Here is a 14,678-nt window from a genome sequence, read left to right on the forward strand (position 1 = left end):
GCGTGGGCGGGACAGAATGGGCCCCGATGAAGCCGCTGCACCCGACGCACACCGAGGCCGACGACGGCTGGTCCCTGGTCGTACCCCTGAAGCCCCTTGCCCTGGCGAAGAGCAGACTCGCCGCGGCGGCGGGAGCGCGGCTGCGCCCCCGGCTCGCGCTGGCGTTCGCCGAGGACACCGTGGGGGCGGCGCTGGACTGCGCGCGCGTGCGCGATGTGGCGGTCGTCACGGACGATCCCGCGGCCGGCGCGGCGCTCGCGGCCCTGGGCGCGCGGATCGTGCCGGACTCCCCGGCGGCGGGGCTCAACGCGGCGCTCGCGCACGGGGCCCGTGCCGTACGGGCCGGGCGGCCGCACGCGCGCGTGGCGGCGCTCAACGCGGACCTTCCGGCGCTGCGGCCGGCGGAGCTGGCCCGTGTCCTGGACACGGCCGGCAATTTTCCGAGGGCATTTCTCGCGGACGCCGCCGAAATCGGTACGACATTCCTCTCGGCGGCTCCGGGGGTGGAATTGGAACCGGCATTCGGGGGCGCGTCGAGGCTGCGGCATTTGTCTTCGGGAGCGGTGGAAATCCGGCTCGCCGGGGTGGATTCCGTACGCCGGGACGTGGACACCGGGGAGGATCTGGCGGCTGCTCTGGCCCTGGGGCTCGGTCCGCGGACGGCCGCCCGGTGGCTGACGGCGGCCGGATAGGCTGCGGTCCATGCAGGCGACCGCGTTCACGTACGACCCCGAGACCCACAGCGGCAGTGTGCTGCTCGACGACGGCACCCCCGTGGAGTTCGGGGCGGAGGCCTTCGAGGCGGGCGGGCTGCGGCTGCTGCGGCCGGGGCAGCGGGTGCGGATCGAGTCCGAGCCCGGCACCTCGGGCGCGGGGCTCCGGATCACCCTGGTGACGCTGCAGACCTTCTGAGACGCCCGTCAGACCTTCCGAGACGCCCGTCCGGGGCGTCCGGACGCGCCGCGGGCCGGGCTCCCCGGGGGGAGCCCGGCCCGGCGGGTCGGTACCGCGCGTCCTACTTCTTGGCGGCGGTCTTCTTGGCGGTGGTCTTGCGCGCCGTCGTCTTCTTGGCGGGCGCCTTCGTCGCCGTGGCCTTCTTCGCGGCCGGCGCGGTCTTCTTGGCGGTGGCCTTGGTCGCCTTCTTCGCGGCGGCCGTGGTGGTCTTCTTGGCGGCGGCGCTGGTCTTCTTCGCCGCGGCCGTGGTGGCCTTCTTCGCGGGGGTCGCCTTCTTGGCGGCCGCGGTGGTCTTCTTCGCCGGGGTCGCCTTCTTCACGGCCGCGGTGGTCTTCTTCGCCGGGGTCGCCTTCTTCGCGGCGGCCTTCTTGGCGGTGGTGGCCTTCTTGGCGGCGGCCTTCTTCACGGTCGCGGAGGCGCCACCGGTCAGGCTGCCCTTGGGGGCCTTCTTGACGGAGACCTCGCCGCCCTTGGGGAGCTTCTTCGAGCCGCTGACCAGGTCCTTGAAGCCCTGACCTGCACGGAAGCGCGGGACGGAGGTCTTCTTGACCCGGACCCGCTCACCCGTCTGCGGGTTGCGGGCGTAGCGGGCCGGCCGGTCGACCTTCTCGAACGAGCCGAAACCCGTGACCGAGACCCGGTCACCGGCCACCACGGCACGCACGATGGCGTCGAGCACGTGGTCGACGGCTTCGGCGGCCTGCTGACGACCGCCCATCTTGTCGGCAATCGCTTCTACGAGCTGCGCCTTGTTCACGTCTTCCCCTTCGGAGACATTGCCAGAACGAAAGTGTTCAAGCTTTTTCGCACGTTAGGCATGTATATACCGCAAATCAAACACGAAACGGTCTAATCACCCTAGTGCCGCAACGCAGAAGTCCCGTTGCGGAGTTCCTGGTGTCAGTCGTCCTCTGGGAATCGGCCCTCGTCGAGGTCCTTCATCAACCGGTCGAGACGCGTTGCCGCGTCCTTGAGATCGTGCTTCGCCGCTGCCGTGACGACCAGCAGCTTCCGGGACAGCGCCATCCTTACGCCCTCCGGGACTTGCAGTGAGCGCACTCTTGTGTGCGCTTCCTTCAATCGGGCGGCGACTGACTCGTAGAGCTCGAGTTGGCTGTCGCGTTCCATGCACCGATTGTGCCATCTAGGGCGAGTTGTCGCCCGACAGGGTCCCAACAAGCGACTGCGCCCCCCACCGGGCGGTGGGGGGCGCAGTCGTGGAAAAGCGCTGCTCAGACCGTAATTGTACGGGGCTTGAAGCCCGGTCGAGCCGCCTCGTAGGCCGCGATGTCGGCTTCGTTCTGAAGGGTGAGGCTGATGTCGTCCAGGCCGTTGAGCAGTCGCCAGCGGGCGTTCTCGTCGAGCTCGAAGTCGGCGTCGATCCCGGCGGCCAGGACCTTGCGGGCCTCCAGGTCGACGGTGATCTCGGCGGTCGGGTCGGCCTCGGTCAGCTCCCAGAGGGCGTCCACCGTCTCCTGCGGGAGGACGACGGTCAGCAGGCCGTTCTTCAGCGAGTTGCCGCGGAAGATGTCGGCGAAGCGGGAGGAGATGACCGCCTGGAAGCCGTAGTTCTGGAGCGCCCAGACGGCGTGCTCGCGGGAGGAGCCGGTGCCGAAGTCGGGGCCGGCGACCAGGACCGTGGCGCCCTGCCGCTCGGGGCGGTTGAGGACGAACTCGGAGTCCTTGCGCCAGGCCTCGAAGAGGCCGTCCTCGAAGCCGTCGCGGGTGACCTTCTTGAGCCAGTGCGCCGGGATGATCTGGTCGGTGTCGACGTTGCTGCGGCGCAGCGGGACGGCCCGGCCGGTGTGCGTGGTGAAAGCTTCCATGGTTCCTCAGACCCCCGCGGTGGTGGCGACGTCGGACAGATCGGCCGGGGAGGCCAGGTGGCCCAGGACGGCGGTGGCGGCGGCGACCTGGGGGGAGACCAGGTGCGTCCGGCCGCCCTTGCCCTGCCGGCCCTCGAAGTTGCGGTTGGAGGTGGACGCGGAGCGCTCACCGGGGGCCAGTTGGTCGGGGTTCATGCCCAGGCACATCGAGCAGCCCGCGTGCCGCCATTCGGCGCCGGCCTCCTTGAAGACCTTGTCCAGGCCCTCTTCCACGGCCTGCAGGGCGACCCGGACCGAGCCGGGGACGACCAGCATGCGGACGCCGTCGGCGACCTTGCGGCCCTCCAGCAGGGAGGCCGCGTTCCGCAGGTCCTCGATGCGGCCGTTGGTGCAGGAGCCTACGAAGACGGTGTCGACCGTGATGTCGCGCAGCGGCTGCCCGGCGGTCAACCCCATGTACTCCAGGGCCTTTTCGGCGGCCAGGCGCTCCGAAGCGTCTTCGTACGAAGCCGGGTCGGGGACGTTCGCCGAAAGCGGCGCACCCTGGCCGGGGTTGGTGCCCCAGGTGACGAACGGCGCCAGGGAGGCGGCGTCGATGACGACCTCGGCGTCGAAGACCGCGTCCTCGTCGGACTTCAGGGTCTTCCAGTACGCGACGGCGGCGTCCCAGTCCTCGCCCTCGGGGGCGTGGGCGCGGCCCTTCAGGTAGGCGAAGGTGGTCTCGTCGGGGGCGATCATGCCCGCGCGGGCGCCGGCCTCGATCGACATGTTGCAGATGGTCATCCGGGCCTCCATCGAGAGCTTCTCGATGGCGGAGCCGCGGTACTCCAGGATGTAGCCCTGGCCGCCGCCGGTGCCGATCTTCGCGATGATCGCCAGGATCAGGTCCTTGGCGGTGACGTCCTCGGGCAGCTCGCCGTCGACCGTGATCGCCATGGTCTTGGGGCGGGCCAGCGGCAGCGTCTGGGTGGCGAGCACGTGCTCGACCTGGCTGGTGCCGATGCCGAACGCCAGCGCGCCGAAGGCGCCGTGCGTGGAGGTGTGCGAGTCGCCGCAGACCACGGTGGTGCCGGGCTGGGTCAGACCCAGCTGCGGTCCCACGACGTGGACGACGCCCTGCTCGACGTCGCCCAGCGGGTGCAGCCGCACGCCGAACTCGGCGCAGTTCTTGCGGAGGGTCTCCAGCTGGGCGCGGGAGACCGGGTCGGCGATCGGCTTGTCGATGTCGAGGGTCGGGGTGTTGTGGTCCTCGGTGGCGATGGTGAGGTCGAGGCGCCGCACCTGCCGGCCGTTCTGCCGGAGGCCGTCGAAGGCCTGGGGGCTGGTCACCTCGTGCAGCAGGTGCAGATCGATGAAGAGGAGGTCGGGCTCGCCCTCGGCGCGCCGGACGACGTGGTCGTCCCAGACCTTCTCCGCGAGTGTCCTACCCATCGCTTTCCCTCCGGCCGACGTCTACGCCGGCACAACTAGAGACCCGTTTCGCGGGCCGTTGTGCGGCCGCCCCACCAGAGTGACAAGTTCCTCGGAAAATTGAACTTGCGTTTCACAGAGTGAGACGCGAATATCGTTGCATGGACAACTCTAGCGGCGTAGGCGTTCTCGACAAGGCAGCCCTTGTCCTGAGCGCCCTGGAGTCCGGTCCGGCCACCCTCGCAGGACTGGTCGCGGCGACGGGACTCGCACGACCCACGGCTCATCGTCTCGCCGTGGCACTGGAACACCACCGGATGGTGGCGCGTGACATGCAGGGCCGGTTCATCCTCGGACCGCGCCTGGCGGAGCTCGCCGCCGCGGCCGGCGAGGACCGCCTGCTCGCGACCGCGGGCCCGGTTCTGACGCATCTGCGCGATGTCACCGGCGAGAGCGCCCAGCTCTACCGGCGCCAGGGCGACATGCGCATCTGCGTGGCGGCCGCCGAGCGGCTCTCGGGCCTGCGGGACACCGTCCCGGTCGGCTCGACGCTGACCATGAAGGCCGGCTCGTCCGCGCAGATCCTGATGGCCTGGGAGGAGCCCGAGCGGCTGCACCGCGGCCTCCAGGGCGCCCGCTTCACGGCGACGGCCCTGTCGGGCGTACGGCGCCGCGGCTGGGCCCAGTCGATCGGTGAGCGGGAGCCGGGCGTCGCGTCCGTCTCCGCGCCCGTGCGCGGCCCCTCGAACCGCGTGGTGGCCGCCGTGTCGGTCTCGGGTCCCATCGAGCGTCTGACGCGCCACCCGGGCCGTATGCACGCCCAGGCGGTCATCGACGCCGCCGCCCGTCTCTCCGAGGCGCTCCGCCGCAACGGCTGACGCTCCGCTTCCCTCCTGTTCGTACCGGCCCACCGCTCCAACGCCGCAGCGGTGGGCCGGAGTTGTGTGTGCCGTGAGCACGAACAGCGAATAAGCCCTCCCCCGAAGGGAAGGGCTTCTCCGTCTTGTACCCCCGACCGGATTCGAACCGGCGCTACCGCCTTGAGAGGGCGGCGTGCTAGGCCGCTACACAACGGGGGCAAGATCTTGCGTCCATGCGACAAGTCGCCTGGAGTACTACGCTGGCCTACCTGGACTCGAACCAAGACTAACTGAACCAGAATCAGTCGTGCTGCCAATTACACCATAGGCCACTGGTGGTTTAGAACCAGTTGGTACCCCCGACCGGATTCGAACCGGCGCTACCGCCTTGAGAGGGCGGCGTGCTAGGCCGCTACACAACGGGGGCCCTAGCGATCCTGCATCGAGTTCACCGGGTGCGACCCAGGTGATCCCGCGGGAAGGATCTGTACCCCCGACCGGATTCGAACCGGCGCTACCGCCTTGAGAGGGCGGCGTGCTAGGCCGCTACACAACGGGGGCTTTGTGGATGCCATCCACGGTTGCAGATGAGCTCTGCGAGCTGGCCTACCTGGACTCGAACCAAGACTAACTGAACCAGAATCAGTCGTGCTGCCAATTACACCATAGGCCACCGGAACGTGATCACTTCGAGAAGCGATCTTGCTCGGCTTGCGCTTCCGGGGCTTTCCGGCCTTTCGGCCCGTTCCCCTCGGCGCAGAAAGAACATTACCCGAAGGTGGACGGTGCTCCAAAACGCGTATCCGCACGCAGCAGCGCGGGCAGCTGGTGGAGGCCGGTGATCCGGGACAGCTCGGGCCTCCCGCCGGTCCCCGCACGGTCCAGCCAGATCCCCTGGAGCCCCGCCTCCACGGCCCCCCGGGCGTCGATGTCCGGCTGGTCCCCGACGTACGCCACCTCGTGGGGGCGCAGGTCAAGGGCGGTGCAGGCGGCGTGGAAGGCCTCCGGGGCGGGCTTGGCCACCCCGAGCTCGGCGGCGCACAGCACGGCCTCGAAGCGGTCCCGTACGCCCAGGGCGCGGAGCTTGTGGTCCTGGTTGTGGATGCTGGAGTTGGACAGAACTCCGTGACGGTAGTCACGAGCCAGCAGGTCGAGGACGGGCACGGTGTCGGGGAACAGCTCCCAGGCGGCCTCGTAATGGACCACGTAGCGGTCGAACCAGTCGTCGGCCTCGGCGGCGGTGAGCGCCGGCCGCCCGAGGAAGTCCCGCACGCGCGCGCGTCGCTGGTCCCGGAAGTCCCCGCCCTCCGCCTCGTACCGGCGCCAGTGGAGCTCCGTGAGCTCCTTCCAGCGCCGCAGGGCCTCCTCGACGGAGCCCCACGCGTCGAGCAACCCCTCGGCCGCGAGATGCGCCCGCATCCCGGCCCGGTCGGCGCTCGCGTAGTCGAAGATCGTGTCGTCGATGTCCCAGAGCACCGCGCGGATGGCCATGGAGACGACGGTACCCCTGTCCCGGGCGCGGGACAGGGGTACCGGTGCGTACGGCTCGGATCAGGCGGCGAGCTTCGCCAGGGCCGCGTCGATGCGGGCCAGCGTCTTCTCCTTGCCCAGGATCTCCAGGGACTCGAAGAGCGGCAGGCCGACCGTGCGGCCGGTGACGGCGACGCGGACCGGGGCCTGCGCCTTGCCGAGCTTGAGGCCGTGGGCCTCGCCGGCGGCCAGGACCGCGTTCTTGAGGGACTCGGGGTCGCTCCAGTCGGCCGCGTCGAGCTTCTCGCGGGCGGTGGTGAGCAGGGCCGCGGGCTCGCCCTTCATCGCCTTGTCCCACGAGGGCTGGTCGAAGACCGGCTCGGAGAGGAAGAGGAAGTCCACGTTGGCCGTGATGTCCGAGAGGACGGTCAGGCGGGTCTGGGCGTGCGGCGCGATGGCCTCCCAGGCGGCCTGGTCGAAGTCCTCGGGCGCCCAGGGGGCGTGCGGGGCGCGGAGCCAGGGCTCGCAGGCCGCGGCGAAGGCCTTCACGTCCAGCATCCGGATGTGGTCGGCGTTGATCGACTCGGCCTTCTTGAGGTCGAAGCGCGCCGGGTTGGCGTTGACGTCGGCGATGTCGAACTTCGCCACCATCTCGGGGATGGTGAAGATGTCCTGGTCGGCCGAGAAGGACCAGCCGAGGAGCGAGAGGTAGTTCAGCAGGCCCTCGGGGAGGAAGCCGCGCTCCCGGTAGAGGTTGAGGGAGGCCTGCGGGTCGCGCTTGGAGAGCTTCTTGTTGCCCTCGCCCATCACGTACGGCAGGTGGCCGAAGGAGGGGATCTCCTTGGCGACGCCCAGCTCGATCAGCGCCTTGTAGAGCGCGACCTGGCGCGGGGTGGAGGAGAGCAGGTCCTCGCCGCGCAGGACGTGGGTGATCTCCATCAGGGCGTCGTCGACCGGGTTGACCAGGGTGTAGAGCGGGGCACCGTTGGCCCGGAGGATGCCGTAGTCCGGCACGTTCTCCGGGGTGAAGGTGAGCTCGCCGCGGACCAGGTCGGTGAAGGTGATCGGCTCGTCGGGCATCCGGAAGCGGACGATCGACGCGCGGCCCTCGGCCTCGTACGCCGCCTTCTGCTCGGCGGTGAGGTCGCGGCAGTGGCCGTCGTAGCCGGAGGGGCGGCCGGCGGCGCGGGCGGCCTCGCGGCGCTCGTCGAGCTCCTCGGTGGTGCAGTAGCAGGGGTACGCGTAACCGCCGGCGAGCAGCTTGTCGGCGACGTCCTTGTAGATGTCCATCCGCTGCGACTGGCGGTACGGCGCGTGCGGGCCGCCGACCTCGGGGCCCTCGTCCCAGTCGAGGCCGAGCCACTTCAGGGAGTCGAGCAGCTGGTTGTACGACTCCTCGGAGTCGCGCGCAGCGTCGGTGTCCTCGATGCGGAAGACCATGGTGCCCTCGTTGTGCCGGGCGAAGGCCCAGTTGAAGAGGGCGGTGCGGACCAGGCCCACGTGGGGGTTGCCGGTCGGCGACGGACAGAAACGGACGCGGATGTTCGCGTTAGCCACGCTTGATCACCTTATTGGTGAGAGTGCCGATGCCTTCGATGGTGACGGCGACCTCGTCGCCGACGTTGAGGGGGCCGACCCCGGCGGGGGTGCCGGTGAGGATGACGTCGCCGGGGAGCAGCGTCATGGCCTCGGTGATGTGGACGACCAGGTCCTCGATGGAGCGGATCATGTCGCTCGTCCGACCCAGCTGGCGCTGTTCGCCGTTGACCGTGGCCTGGATGGCCAGGTCGCTCGGGTCGAGGTCGGTCTCCACCCAGGGGCCCAGGGGGCAGGAGGTGTCGAAGCCCTTGGCGCGGGCCCACTGCTTCTCGCGCTGCTGGGCGTCGCGGGCGGTGACGTCGTTGGCGCAGGTGTAGCCGAAGACGACGTCCTTCACGCGCTCGCGGGGCACCTCGCGGCACATGCGGCCGATGACCACGGCCAGTTCGGCCTCGTGGTGCAGCTCGTTGGAGAAGGAGGGGTACTCGATGGCGTCGCCGGAGCCGATCACCGAGGTGGTGGGCTTGAAGAAGGCGACGGGGACCTCGGGGACCTCGTTGCCGAGTTCGGCGGCGTGCTCGGCGTAGTTGCGGCCGATGGCCACGACCTTGTTGGGGAGCACGGGCGGCAGGAGCCGTACCTTGCTCAGCGGGACCTTGGTGCCGCTGAGCTCGAAGTCGGTGTACGGGATGCCCTTGATGATGTCGAGGACGAGGCCGCCGGACTCGACGGTTCCCTCGCCCTCGACGGCGCCGAAGGCCACATTGCCGTCGATGGAGAATCTGGCGATGCGCACGAGTGCTGTCGCCCCTCACTTGGTACTGGCTGGAGTCTGACGCTCCAGGCTAACGCGGCGAGGGGGCGGCCGACCGGCGATATCACCGGGGGTGATGGAAGGTGATGACAAGCGTGACGCGGGCGTGATGCCGCGTCACGGTCAGCGGGACGCGGTGGCGTACGGCTGGGGCTCGTAGGGGGCCGGGGCCTGCATCAGGACGGTACGGCGCGGGTTGGCCGTGTTGCCCGGCAGCTCCGCGGCGTACTCCGGCTGGGCGCCCCGGCCGAGCTCTGCGGCGTCCGTGAGGTGGACGAGGGTGGAACGGCGGGGGTTGGCCGTGGTGCGGAGCGTCGTCGTCTTCATCGCGGTGATCAGACCTTGTTCCGGGACGGGCACCCGTACGGGCGCGAAGGGGTGTAAAGCGTCAGGCTAAACATGCGATTCCCTTCGAATGCATGGCTAAGACATCGATTCATGTGTGAGTTTGCTCACCACGCGCCCTACATTCCGGGCATTACGGACCGTCTCCGGTCGTCACGGAAAGGGACATTCCGCCACTGAATGAGCTATTCCGCTCCTGATCATGTCGACTGGGACACACGGGGATGCCCGACCATTGGGCTGGAAAAGTCCGAATCCTCCGTGATCATCTTCTACGTGGGGTGACATCTCGTGCACACGTTGTCATACCCCTCTCGCCGCGACACGCGGCCCTTGTTGGAGATCCGGCACTGTGCTGGAATTCCACGCACCGCCGCGGGTTTCAAGCCGGCGCGCAGGAGGCGCGACGCAGCGCCGGCCGAGTGGCGGGAAAGGGGGAACTGCGCCGGTCACCGACGACCACCTGGGGTGCTCCACGCTCCCCGATTGACGCCGACACCGTCCTCTCCGTTCACCCGGAAGGACGCCTGGTCCAGAGGTTGCGACGCTAGTGCAGGGACGTTTCAAGAGGGATGGCTCGGGGTCTCCCCAGGCCCGCCAGGGCCGAGCGGATGCTCCGGCGGAGCAGGAACCGCGTGCCGGGACCGACCGCGGTCCCTCGGCCCCGCACACCCCGAACCAGGGTCAGGGACCGTCCGGCGACACCGGTGACGGCGGCAGGCGCGCGAGCGCCGCGGCCAAGTCCGGCAAGCCCGGCAAGTCCGGCGGCGCCGCCGAGCCGACCACCGCACCCCCCAAGGCACGGGCCGAGAACGAGGTCGGCCCGCGAATAGCCCTGCGCAACTGGCGCATCTCGACGCGCCTCGTCGCGCTCCTCACCCTCCCCGTGGTCGCGGCGACCACCCTGGGCGGCATCCGCATCAGCGACTCGCTCCAGGACATGGAGCAGCTCGACCACATGCAGCTGCTCACCAAGCTGACCCGAGAGGCGACGGACCTCGCGCAGGCCCTGCAGGCCGAGCGCGACCTGTCCGCCGGCCCGCTGGCCAACGGCCGCCCGGTCAGCGACTACCAGGTCGCCAACCCGCGCCGGAAGACGGACCGCGAGTACAAGGCCTTCCTCGACGCCACCGAGGACATCCCGGCCACCGAGGGCGACGAGGCGCTGCGCAGCATCCGCCAGAACGTCAGCCAGATCGCCTCGCAGGTCACCGAGCTCCACTCCATCCGGGGCAGCGCCTACGAGAAGGGCGTGTCCCACTCGGTGACGGTCGAGGCGTACAGCCGCCTCATCCGCTCGCTCCTCAGCCTGTCCCAGGACATGGCGCAGGCGACCAGCAACCCCGAGATGATCAAGCGGACCCGAGCGCTCGCCGCGTTCTCGTCCGCCAAGGAGTACGCCTCCATCCAGCAGGCGATCATCGCCGCCGCGCTCCCCCCGAGCGACCGGACCGCCGGCAGGATCCAGCAGGGTGACCGTCTGTACGGCGAGGCCGCCCTCAACAGTGAGGGCGTCGAGCTCAAGTCGTTCCAGGCGATCTACGAGTCGACCGGTGGTGACGCCGCCGAGCGGACCGAGTCGCTGAACAGCGGCGACCCGTCGATCAACGCCGCCAACAAGTACGCCGAGCGCGTGCTGAACGCGGACAACGCGATGCCCGAGGGCCCGCGCCGCGGTCACCTCAACTTCACCGACGAGTACAGCACCAAGATCGCCGCCATGAACCGCATCGAGCGAGGTCTGCTCGGTGACATGGAGACCATGACCCGTGAGCTGAAGCAGGAGTCGCAGCGCGACGCCATCATCAACGGTGCGCTGATCCTCCTCGTCCTCGGCGTCTCTCTCATCGGCGCCTTCGTCGTGGCCCGGTCCATGATCCGCTCGCTGCGCAGGCTGCAGGACACCGCGACCAAGGTCGCCCAGGACCGTCTGCCCGAGCTCGTCAAGCAGCTCTCCGAGTCCGACCCGCAGGACGTCGACACCTCCGTCGAGTCCGTCGGTGTGCACTCCCGGGACGAGATCGGCCAGGTGGCCGCGGCCTTCGACGACGTGCACCGCGAGGCGGTCCGCCTCGCCGCCGAGCAGGCCCTCCTCCGGGGCAACGTCAACGCGATGTTCACCAACCTCTCGCGCCGTTCCCAGGGCCTCATCCAGCGTCAGCTCTCGCTCATCTCCGAGCTGGAGTCCCGCGAGGCCGACCCGGACCAGCTCTCCTCGCTGTTCAAGCTCGACCACCTCGCGACCCGTATGCGCCGGAACGGCGAGAACCTCCTCGTCCTCGCCGGTGAGGAGCCGGGCCGTCGCTGGACCCGCCCGGTCCCGCTGGTCGACGTCCTCCGTGCCGCCGCCTCCGAGGTGGAGCAGTACGAGCGCATCGAACTGGCCGCGGTCCCGGCGACCGAGGTCGCCGGCCGTGTCGTCAACGACCTCGTGCACCTCCTCGCCGAGCTGCTGGAGAACGCCACCTCGTTCTCCTCCCCGCAGACCAAGGTCCGGGTCACCGGTCACGCCCTGCCCGACGGCCGCGTGCTCGTCGAGATCCACGACACCGGCATCGGCCTCTCCCCCGAGGACCTCGCCGCGATCAACGAGCGGCTCGCCTCGCCGCCCACCGTGGACGTCTCGGTCTCCCGCCGCATGGGTCTGTTCGTGGTCGGCCGCCTGTCCCTGCGACACGGCATCCGGATCCAGTTGCGCCCGTCCGACTCGGGCGGCACCACCGCGCTCGTCATGCTCCCCGTCGACGTCGCCCAGGGCGGCAAGAAGCCCATGCCCAAGCCGGGCGCGGGCGGCCAGGGCCAGATGCCGCAGGGTGCCTCCGCCCCCGGCGGCCGCCTCCCCGGCGGTCCCGGCGCGGCCGGCGGCCCCGGCGGCGCGCGTCCGGGTCAGGGCGGTGCCCCGTCCTCGGCGGCCGGCCGTCTCGGCGCCGGTCCCGGTGCCGCGCGCGGTCAGGTCGGTACGAGCGGTCCCCGGGCCGCGCTGCCCGCCCGTGACGGTGCCCCGCAGGGTGCGCCGCAGTCCCGCACCCCGCAGCCGCAGAACGCGCAGCTGGAGCAGACCGGCCAGCTGCCGCAGATCCCCCCGGCCCCGCAGGCTCCCCAGTCGCCCGACGCGCTGCGTCCGGGCCCCGGCGGGGGCGGCCTCATCGGCGGCGCCGCGAGCGCCATCCCGTCCCGTACGGACGTGTGGGGCAACCAGTCCGGCCCGCAGGCCGGGCCCGGTCCGCAGCAGCAGCCGCAGCAGCAGCAGCAGGGCAACCAGCAGGGCGGGTACGACTTCCCGCGCGCCGAGCTGCCCGGCGGCAACCCCCAGCCGCAGCGGCCGCAGGCCGCGAGCTGGGGCAACGACCCGCAGCAGCAGCCGGTCCGGCGCCCGCAGCAGGAGATGTCCCCGCTGGACGCCCCGCGCGGCCACGAGGAGCCGGAGTCGGCGGGCCTGTTCGGCGGGCAGGCGGCCCCGCAGGGTCCCGGTTCCACGGGCCAGTTCCCGCGCCCGGACTTCGGTGCCCCGCAGCAGCAGGGCCGCCCCCAGCAGCCCCAGGCCCCCCAGGCCTACCAGGGCGGTGCGCAGGACCCGGCGTCGACGGCGCAGTTCCCGCGCCCCGACTTCGGTGCGCCGCAGGGTCCCGGTTCCACGGGCCAGTTCCCGCGTCCGGACTTCGGTGCTCCGCAGCAGCAGCCGCAGGCCCCGCAGCCCCAGGCGTACCAGGGTGGCCAGCAGCAGCAGTTCGGCCGGCAGCCCTACGTGCCGCAGGCCCAGCAGCAGGCTCCCCAGGCCCAGCCTCCGGCGCCGCGTCAGCGGAACGGCAACGACTTCGGTGCCCCGCGTCCGGCCGAGCCGGTCCGCCAGCCGCAGCAGCCGCAGCTCCAGCAGCCGCGCCGTCCGGAGGCCCTGCCGCCGGCCGGTGGCTCGGGTGACGGTCGTACCCCGCTGTACGACACGCTGGAGACCAACTGGTTCCACCAGGAGCAGGCTCAGCAGCAGGCCCAGCAGCAGGCGGACCTGACGCAGACGACGCAGACCCCGGTCGTGTCGCAGCCGTCCGCTCCGGCGCCCCGTCCGGCCGGAGACCCGGCCGCCGACGGACGCCAGAACGGCGGGGCCGCCTGGCGGACCTCGCCCAACGACGAGCTGGTGCGCCAGGCGGAGCGGGTGCGCAAGCCCGCTGCCGGCGGCGTCACCACCTCCGGTCTTCCGCGCCGTGTGCCGAAGGCCAACCTCGTACCCGGGACCGCACAGGAGCAGGCCCACACGGCCGGCCCCCAGGTCTCGCGTGCACCCGACGACGTCCGCGGCCGGCTCACCAATCTGCGCCGCGGCATCCAGCAGGGCCGCCAGGCCGGCAACTCGACCACGGGTAGCCACCACCTCGGTCCGAACCATCAGCAGGAGCGTTAGTTGAACGCGATGAGCCAGGCGGCGCAGAATCTGAACTGGTTGATCACCAACTTCGTGGACAACACCCCCGGGGTGTCCCACACGGTGGTGGTCTCCGCCGACGGACTCCTGCTGGCCATGTCCGAAGGATTCCCCCGCGACCGCGCCGACCAGCTGGCGGCGGTCGCATCCGGACTGACCTCGCTGACCGCGGGCGCGTCCCGGATCTTCGAGGGCGGACCCGTCGCGCAGACCGTGGTGGAGATGGAGCGCGGCTTCCTCTTCCTGATGTCCGTCTCCGACGGCTCCTCGCTGGCCGTGCTCGCTCACCCCGAGTGCGACATCGGCCTCGTGGGCTACGAGATGGCGCTGCTGGTCGACCGGGCCGGCAGCGTGCTCACCCCGGATCTCCGTGCGGAGCTCCAGGGCAGCCTGCTCCACTAGCCGGTCACGCACACCGGACACCCATCCGCATCGACCGACCGACAGGGCGGTACGCCCCTCCGTACCGCCCTGGCACCGTTCACCGTCCGGCCGCCCCACCCGGCCCCCCACCGGCCCCATCAGACGGCAGAAGTCTTGCTGTCACGCCCGGAGGATTCATGACCCCGCCCCCCGCCTCTCACGATCCGTACGGCGCCTCAGTCGACGAGTACGGACATGAGGGCGACCAGCCGCTGGTGCGTCCTTACGCGATGACCGGCGGCCGGACCCGGCCGCGTTACCAGCTCGCCATCGAGGCACTGGTCAGCACCACGGCCGACCCGGCGCACCTCGCCACGCTCCTGCCGGAGCACCAGCGGATCTGCCACCTCTGCCGCGAGGTCAAGTCGGTGGCCGAGGTGTCGGCCCTCCTGTCGATGCCTCTCGGTGTCGCCCGGATCCTCGTGGCCGATCTGGCGGAGGCCGGCATGGTGGCGATCCACCAGCCGGGCAACGGAGAGACCGGCGGCACGCCGGACGTGACACTGCTCGAAAGGGTGCTCAGTGGACTTCGCAAGCTCTAGCGGCGCGGCCAGATCGACCACCAGCGCGAAGATCGTGGTGGCGGGCGGCTTCGGCGTGGGCAAGACCACGTTCGT

At 70.7% G+C, this 14,678-nt stretch carries 14 protein-coding genes, 5 tRNA genes and 1 pseudogene; 7 read left to right on the top strand and 13 right to left on the bottom strand.

Annotated features, from left to right (window positions below):
• The first annotated feature begins 26 nt into the window (after positions 1-26).
• Positions 27-692 carry a 2-phospho-L-lactate guanylyltransferase gene (cofC, locus tag IE237_RS35260; protein ID WP_189806255.1) on the top strand — a complete coding sequence of 222 codons (666 nt, stop codon included), beginning with the start codon at positions 27-29 and terminating at the stop codon, positions 690-692.
• A gap of 10 nt (positions 693-702) precedes the next feature.
• On the top strand, positions 703-912 hold the full coding sequence (locus IE237_RS35265; RefSeq protein ID WP_189806256.1) for a hypothetical protein: 210 nt from the start codon (positions 703-705) through the stop codon (positions 910-912).
• 103 nt (positions 913-1,015) lie between these two features.
• Here IE237_RS35265 and IE237_RS35270 read toward each other — a convergent pair whose 3' ends face one another.
• The 4 genes from IE237_RS35270 to leuC form a co-directional block, all read right to left on the bottom strand.
• Positions 1,016-1,711 (bottom strand): HU family DNA-binding protein, encoded by a 696-nt coding sequence (locus IE237_RS35270; RefSeq protein ID WP_189806257.1) that lies wholly within the window; start codon positions 1,709-1,711, stop codon positions 1,016-1,018.
• A gap of 143 nt (positions 1,712-1,854) precedes the next feature.
• Positions 1,855-2,082, bottom strand: coding sequence for an SCO5555 family protein (locus tag IE237_RS35275; protein ID WP_030325570.1), 228 nt, complete (start codon positions 2,080-2,082; stop codon positions 1,855-1,857).
• A gap of 104 nt (positions 2,083-2,186) precedes the next feature.
• Positions 2,187-2,780 carry a 3-isopropylmalate dehydratase small subunit gene (leuD, locus tag IE237_RS35280; protein WP_189806258.1) on the bottom strand — a complete coding sequence of 198 codons (594 nt, stop codon included), beginning with the start codon at positions 2,778-2,780 and terminating at the stop codon, positions 2,187-2,189.
• 6 nt (positions 2,781-2,786) lie between these two features.
• Positions 2,787-4,211: a 3-isopropylmalate dehydratase large subunit gene (gene leuC / locus IE237_RS35285; RefSeq protein ID WP_189806259.1), complete on the bottom strand. Its 1,425-nt coding sequence runs from the start codon at positions 4,209-4,211 to the stop codon at positions 2,787-2,789.
• 140 nt (positions 4,212-4,351) lie between these two features.
• On the opposite strand from leuC, the gene ndgR reads away from it, so the two are divergent.
• Entirely contained in the window at positions 4,352-5,068 is a 717-nt protein-coding gene (gene ndgR, locus IE237_RS35290) for an IclR family transcriptional regulator NdgR (protein ID WP_005311436.1), read from the top strand.
• Positions 5,069-5,196: 128 nt separating this feature from the next.
• Here the strand turns inward: ndgR and IE237_RS35295 are convergent.
• From IE237_RS35295 to IE237_RS35335, 9 genes are all read right to left on the bottom strand, one after another.
• Positions 5,197-5,269: transfer RNA gene (locus tag IE237_RS35295), tRNA-Glu, on the bottom strand.
• 41 nt (positions 5,270-5,310) lie between these two features.
• Positions 5,311-5,382, bottom strand: a tRNA-Gln gene (locus tag IE237_RS35300).
• A 19-nt stretch (positions 5,383-5,401) separates the two neighbouring features.
• Positions 5,402-5,477, bottom strand: a tRNA-Glu gene (locus IE237_RS35305).
• A 61-nt stretch (positions 5,478-5,538) separates the two neighbouring features.
• Positions 5,539-5,611: transfer RNA gene (locus tag IE237_RS35310), tRNA-Glu, on the bottom strand.
• A gap of 40 nt (positions 5,612-5,651) precedes the next feature.
• Positions 5,652-5,723: transfer RNA gene (locus IE237_RS35315), tRNA-Gln, on the bottom strand.
• Positions 5,724-5,818: 95 nt separating this feature from the next.
• Complete coding sequence (locus tag IE237_RS35320) at positions 5,819-6,541, bottom strand: HAD family hydrolase (RefSeq protein WP_189806260.1); 723 nt, start codon at positions 6,539-6,541, stop codon at positions 5,819-5,821.
• Between the two features lie 60 nt (positions 6,542-6,601).
• Positions 6,602-8,077, bottom strand: coding sequence for a glutamate--tRNA ligase (gltX, locus tag IE237_RS35325; RefSeq protein WP_189806261.1), 1,476 nt, complete (start codon positions 8,075-8,077; stop codon positions 6,602-6,604).
• On the bottom strand, positions 8,070-8,855 hold the full coding sequence (locus IE237_RS35330) for a fumarylacetoacetate hydrolase family protein (RefSeq protein WP_189806262.1): 786 nt from the start codon (positions 8,853-8,855) through the stop codon (positions 8,070-8,072). The genes gltX and IE237_RS35330 overlap by 8 nt, the downstream gene beginning before the upstream one ends.
• A 141-nt stretch (positions 8,856-8,996) precedes the next feature.
• Positions 8,997-9,200, bottom strand: a complete 204-nt coding sequence (locus IE237_RS35335; RefSeq protein ID WP_189806263.1) for a hypothetical protein — start codon at positions 9,198-9,200, stop codon at positions 8,997-8,999.
• 568 nt (positions 9,201-9,768) lie between these two features.
• Between IE237_RS35335 and IE237_RS35340 the strand changes: the two genes are divergently transcribed.
• The 4 genes and pseudogenes from IE237_RS35340 to IE237_RS35355 form a co-directional block, all read left to right on the top strand.
• Positions 9,769-13,617 carry a sensor histidine kinase gene (locus IE237_RS35340; protein ID WP_189806264.1) on the top strand — a complete coding sequence of 1,283 codons (3,849 nt, stop codon included), beginning with the start codon at positions 9,769-9,771 and terminating at the stop codon, positions 13,615-13,617.
• Between the two features lie 9 nt (positions 13,618-13,626).
• Entirely contained in the window at positions 13,627-14,040 is a 414-nt protein-coding gene (locus IE237_RS35345) for a roadblock/LC7 domain-containing protein (RefSeq protein WP_030496942.1), read from the top strand.
• A 158-nt stretch (positions 14,041-14,198) separates the two neighbouring features.
• A complete protein-coding gene (locus IE237_RS35350) occupies positions 14,199-14,603 on the top strand; it encodes a DUF742 domain-containing protein (protein WP_017235980.1) in 405 nt (134 codons plus the stop codon).
• A pseudogene (locus IE237_RS35355) lies at positions 14,584-14,678 on the top strand (ATP-binding protein); the annotation flags it as partial. The gene IE237_RS35350 and the pseudogene IE237_RS35355, both read left to right, overlap by 20 nt.

It is taken from the genome of Streptomyces tanashiensis (assembly GCF_014648895.1).
Lineage (GTDB): Bacteria > Actinomycetota > Actinomycetes > Streptomycetales > Streptomycetaceae > Streptomyces > Streptomyces tanashiensis.

What these genes read in the sequence shown, in the direction of transcription:
- IE237_RS35350 (WP_017235980.1), top strand. Translation starts at nt 14,199, where the DNA reads ATGACCCCGCCCCCCGCCTCTCACGATCCGTACGGCGCCTCAGTCGAC.
- IE237_RS35265 (WP_189806256.1), top strand. Translation starts at nt 703, where the DNA reads ATGCAGGCGACCGCGTTCACGTACGACCCCGAGACCCACAGCGGCAGT.
- IE237_RS35345 (WP_030496942.1), top strand. Translation starts at nt 13,627, where the DNA reads ATGAGCCAGGCGGCGCAGAATCTGAACTGGTTGATCACCAACTTCGTG.
- IE237_RS35335 (WP_189806263.1), bottom strand. Translation starts at nt 9,200, where the DNA reads ATGAAGACGACGACGCTCCGCACCACGGCCAACCCCCGCCGTTCCACC.
- IE237_RS35275 (WP_030325570.1), bottom strand. Translation starts at nt 2,082, where the DNA reads ATGGAACGCGACAGCCAACTCGAGCTCTACGAGTCAGTCGCCGCCCGA.
- cofC (WP_189806255.1), top strand. Translation starts at nt 27, where the DNA reads ATGAAGCCGCTGCACCCGACGCACACCGAGGCCGACGACGGCTGGTCC.
- ndgR (WP_005311436.1), top strand. Translation starts at nt 4,352, where the DNA reads ATGGACAACTCTAGCGGCGTAGGCGTTCTCGACAAGGCAGCCCTTGTC.
- leuD (WP_189806258.1), bottom strand. Translation starts at nt 2,780, where the DNA reads ATGGAAGCTTTCACCACGCACACCGGCCGGGCCGTCCCGCTGCGCCGC.
- leuC (WP_189806259.1), bottom strand. Translation starts at nt 4,211, where the DNA reads ATGGGTAGGACACTCGCGGAGAAGGTCTGGGACGACCACGTCGTCCGG.
- IE237_RS35320 (WP_189806260.1), bottom strand. Translation starts at nt 6,541, where the DNA reads ATGGCCATCCGCGCGGTGCTCTGGGACATCGACGACACGATCTTCGAC.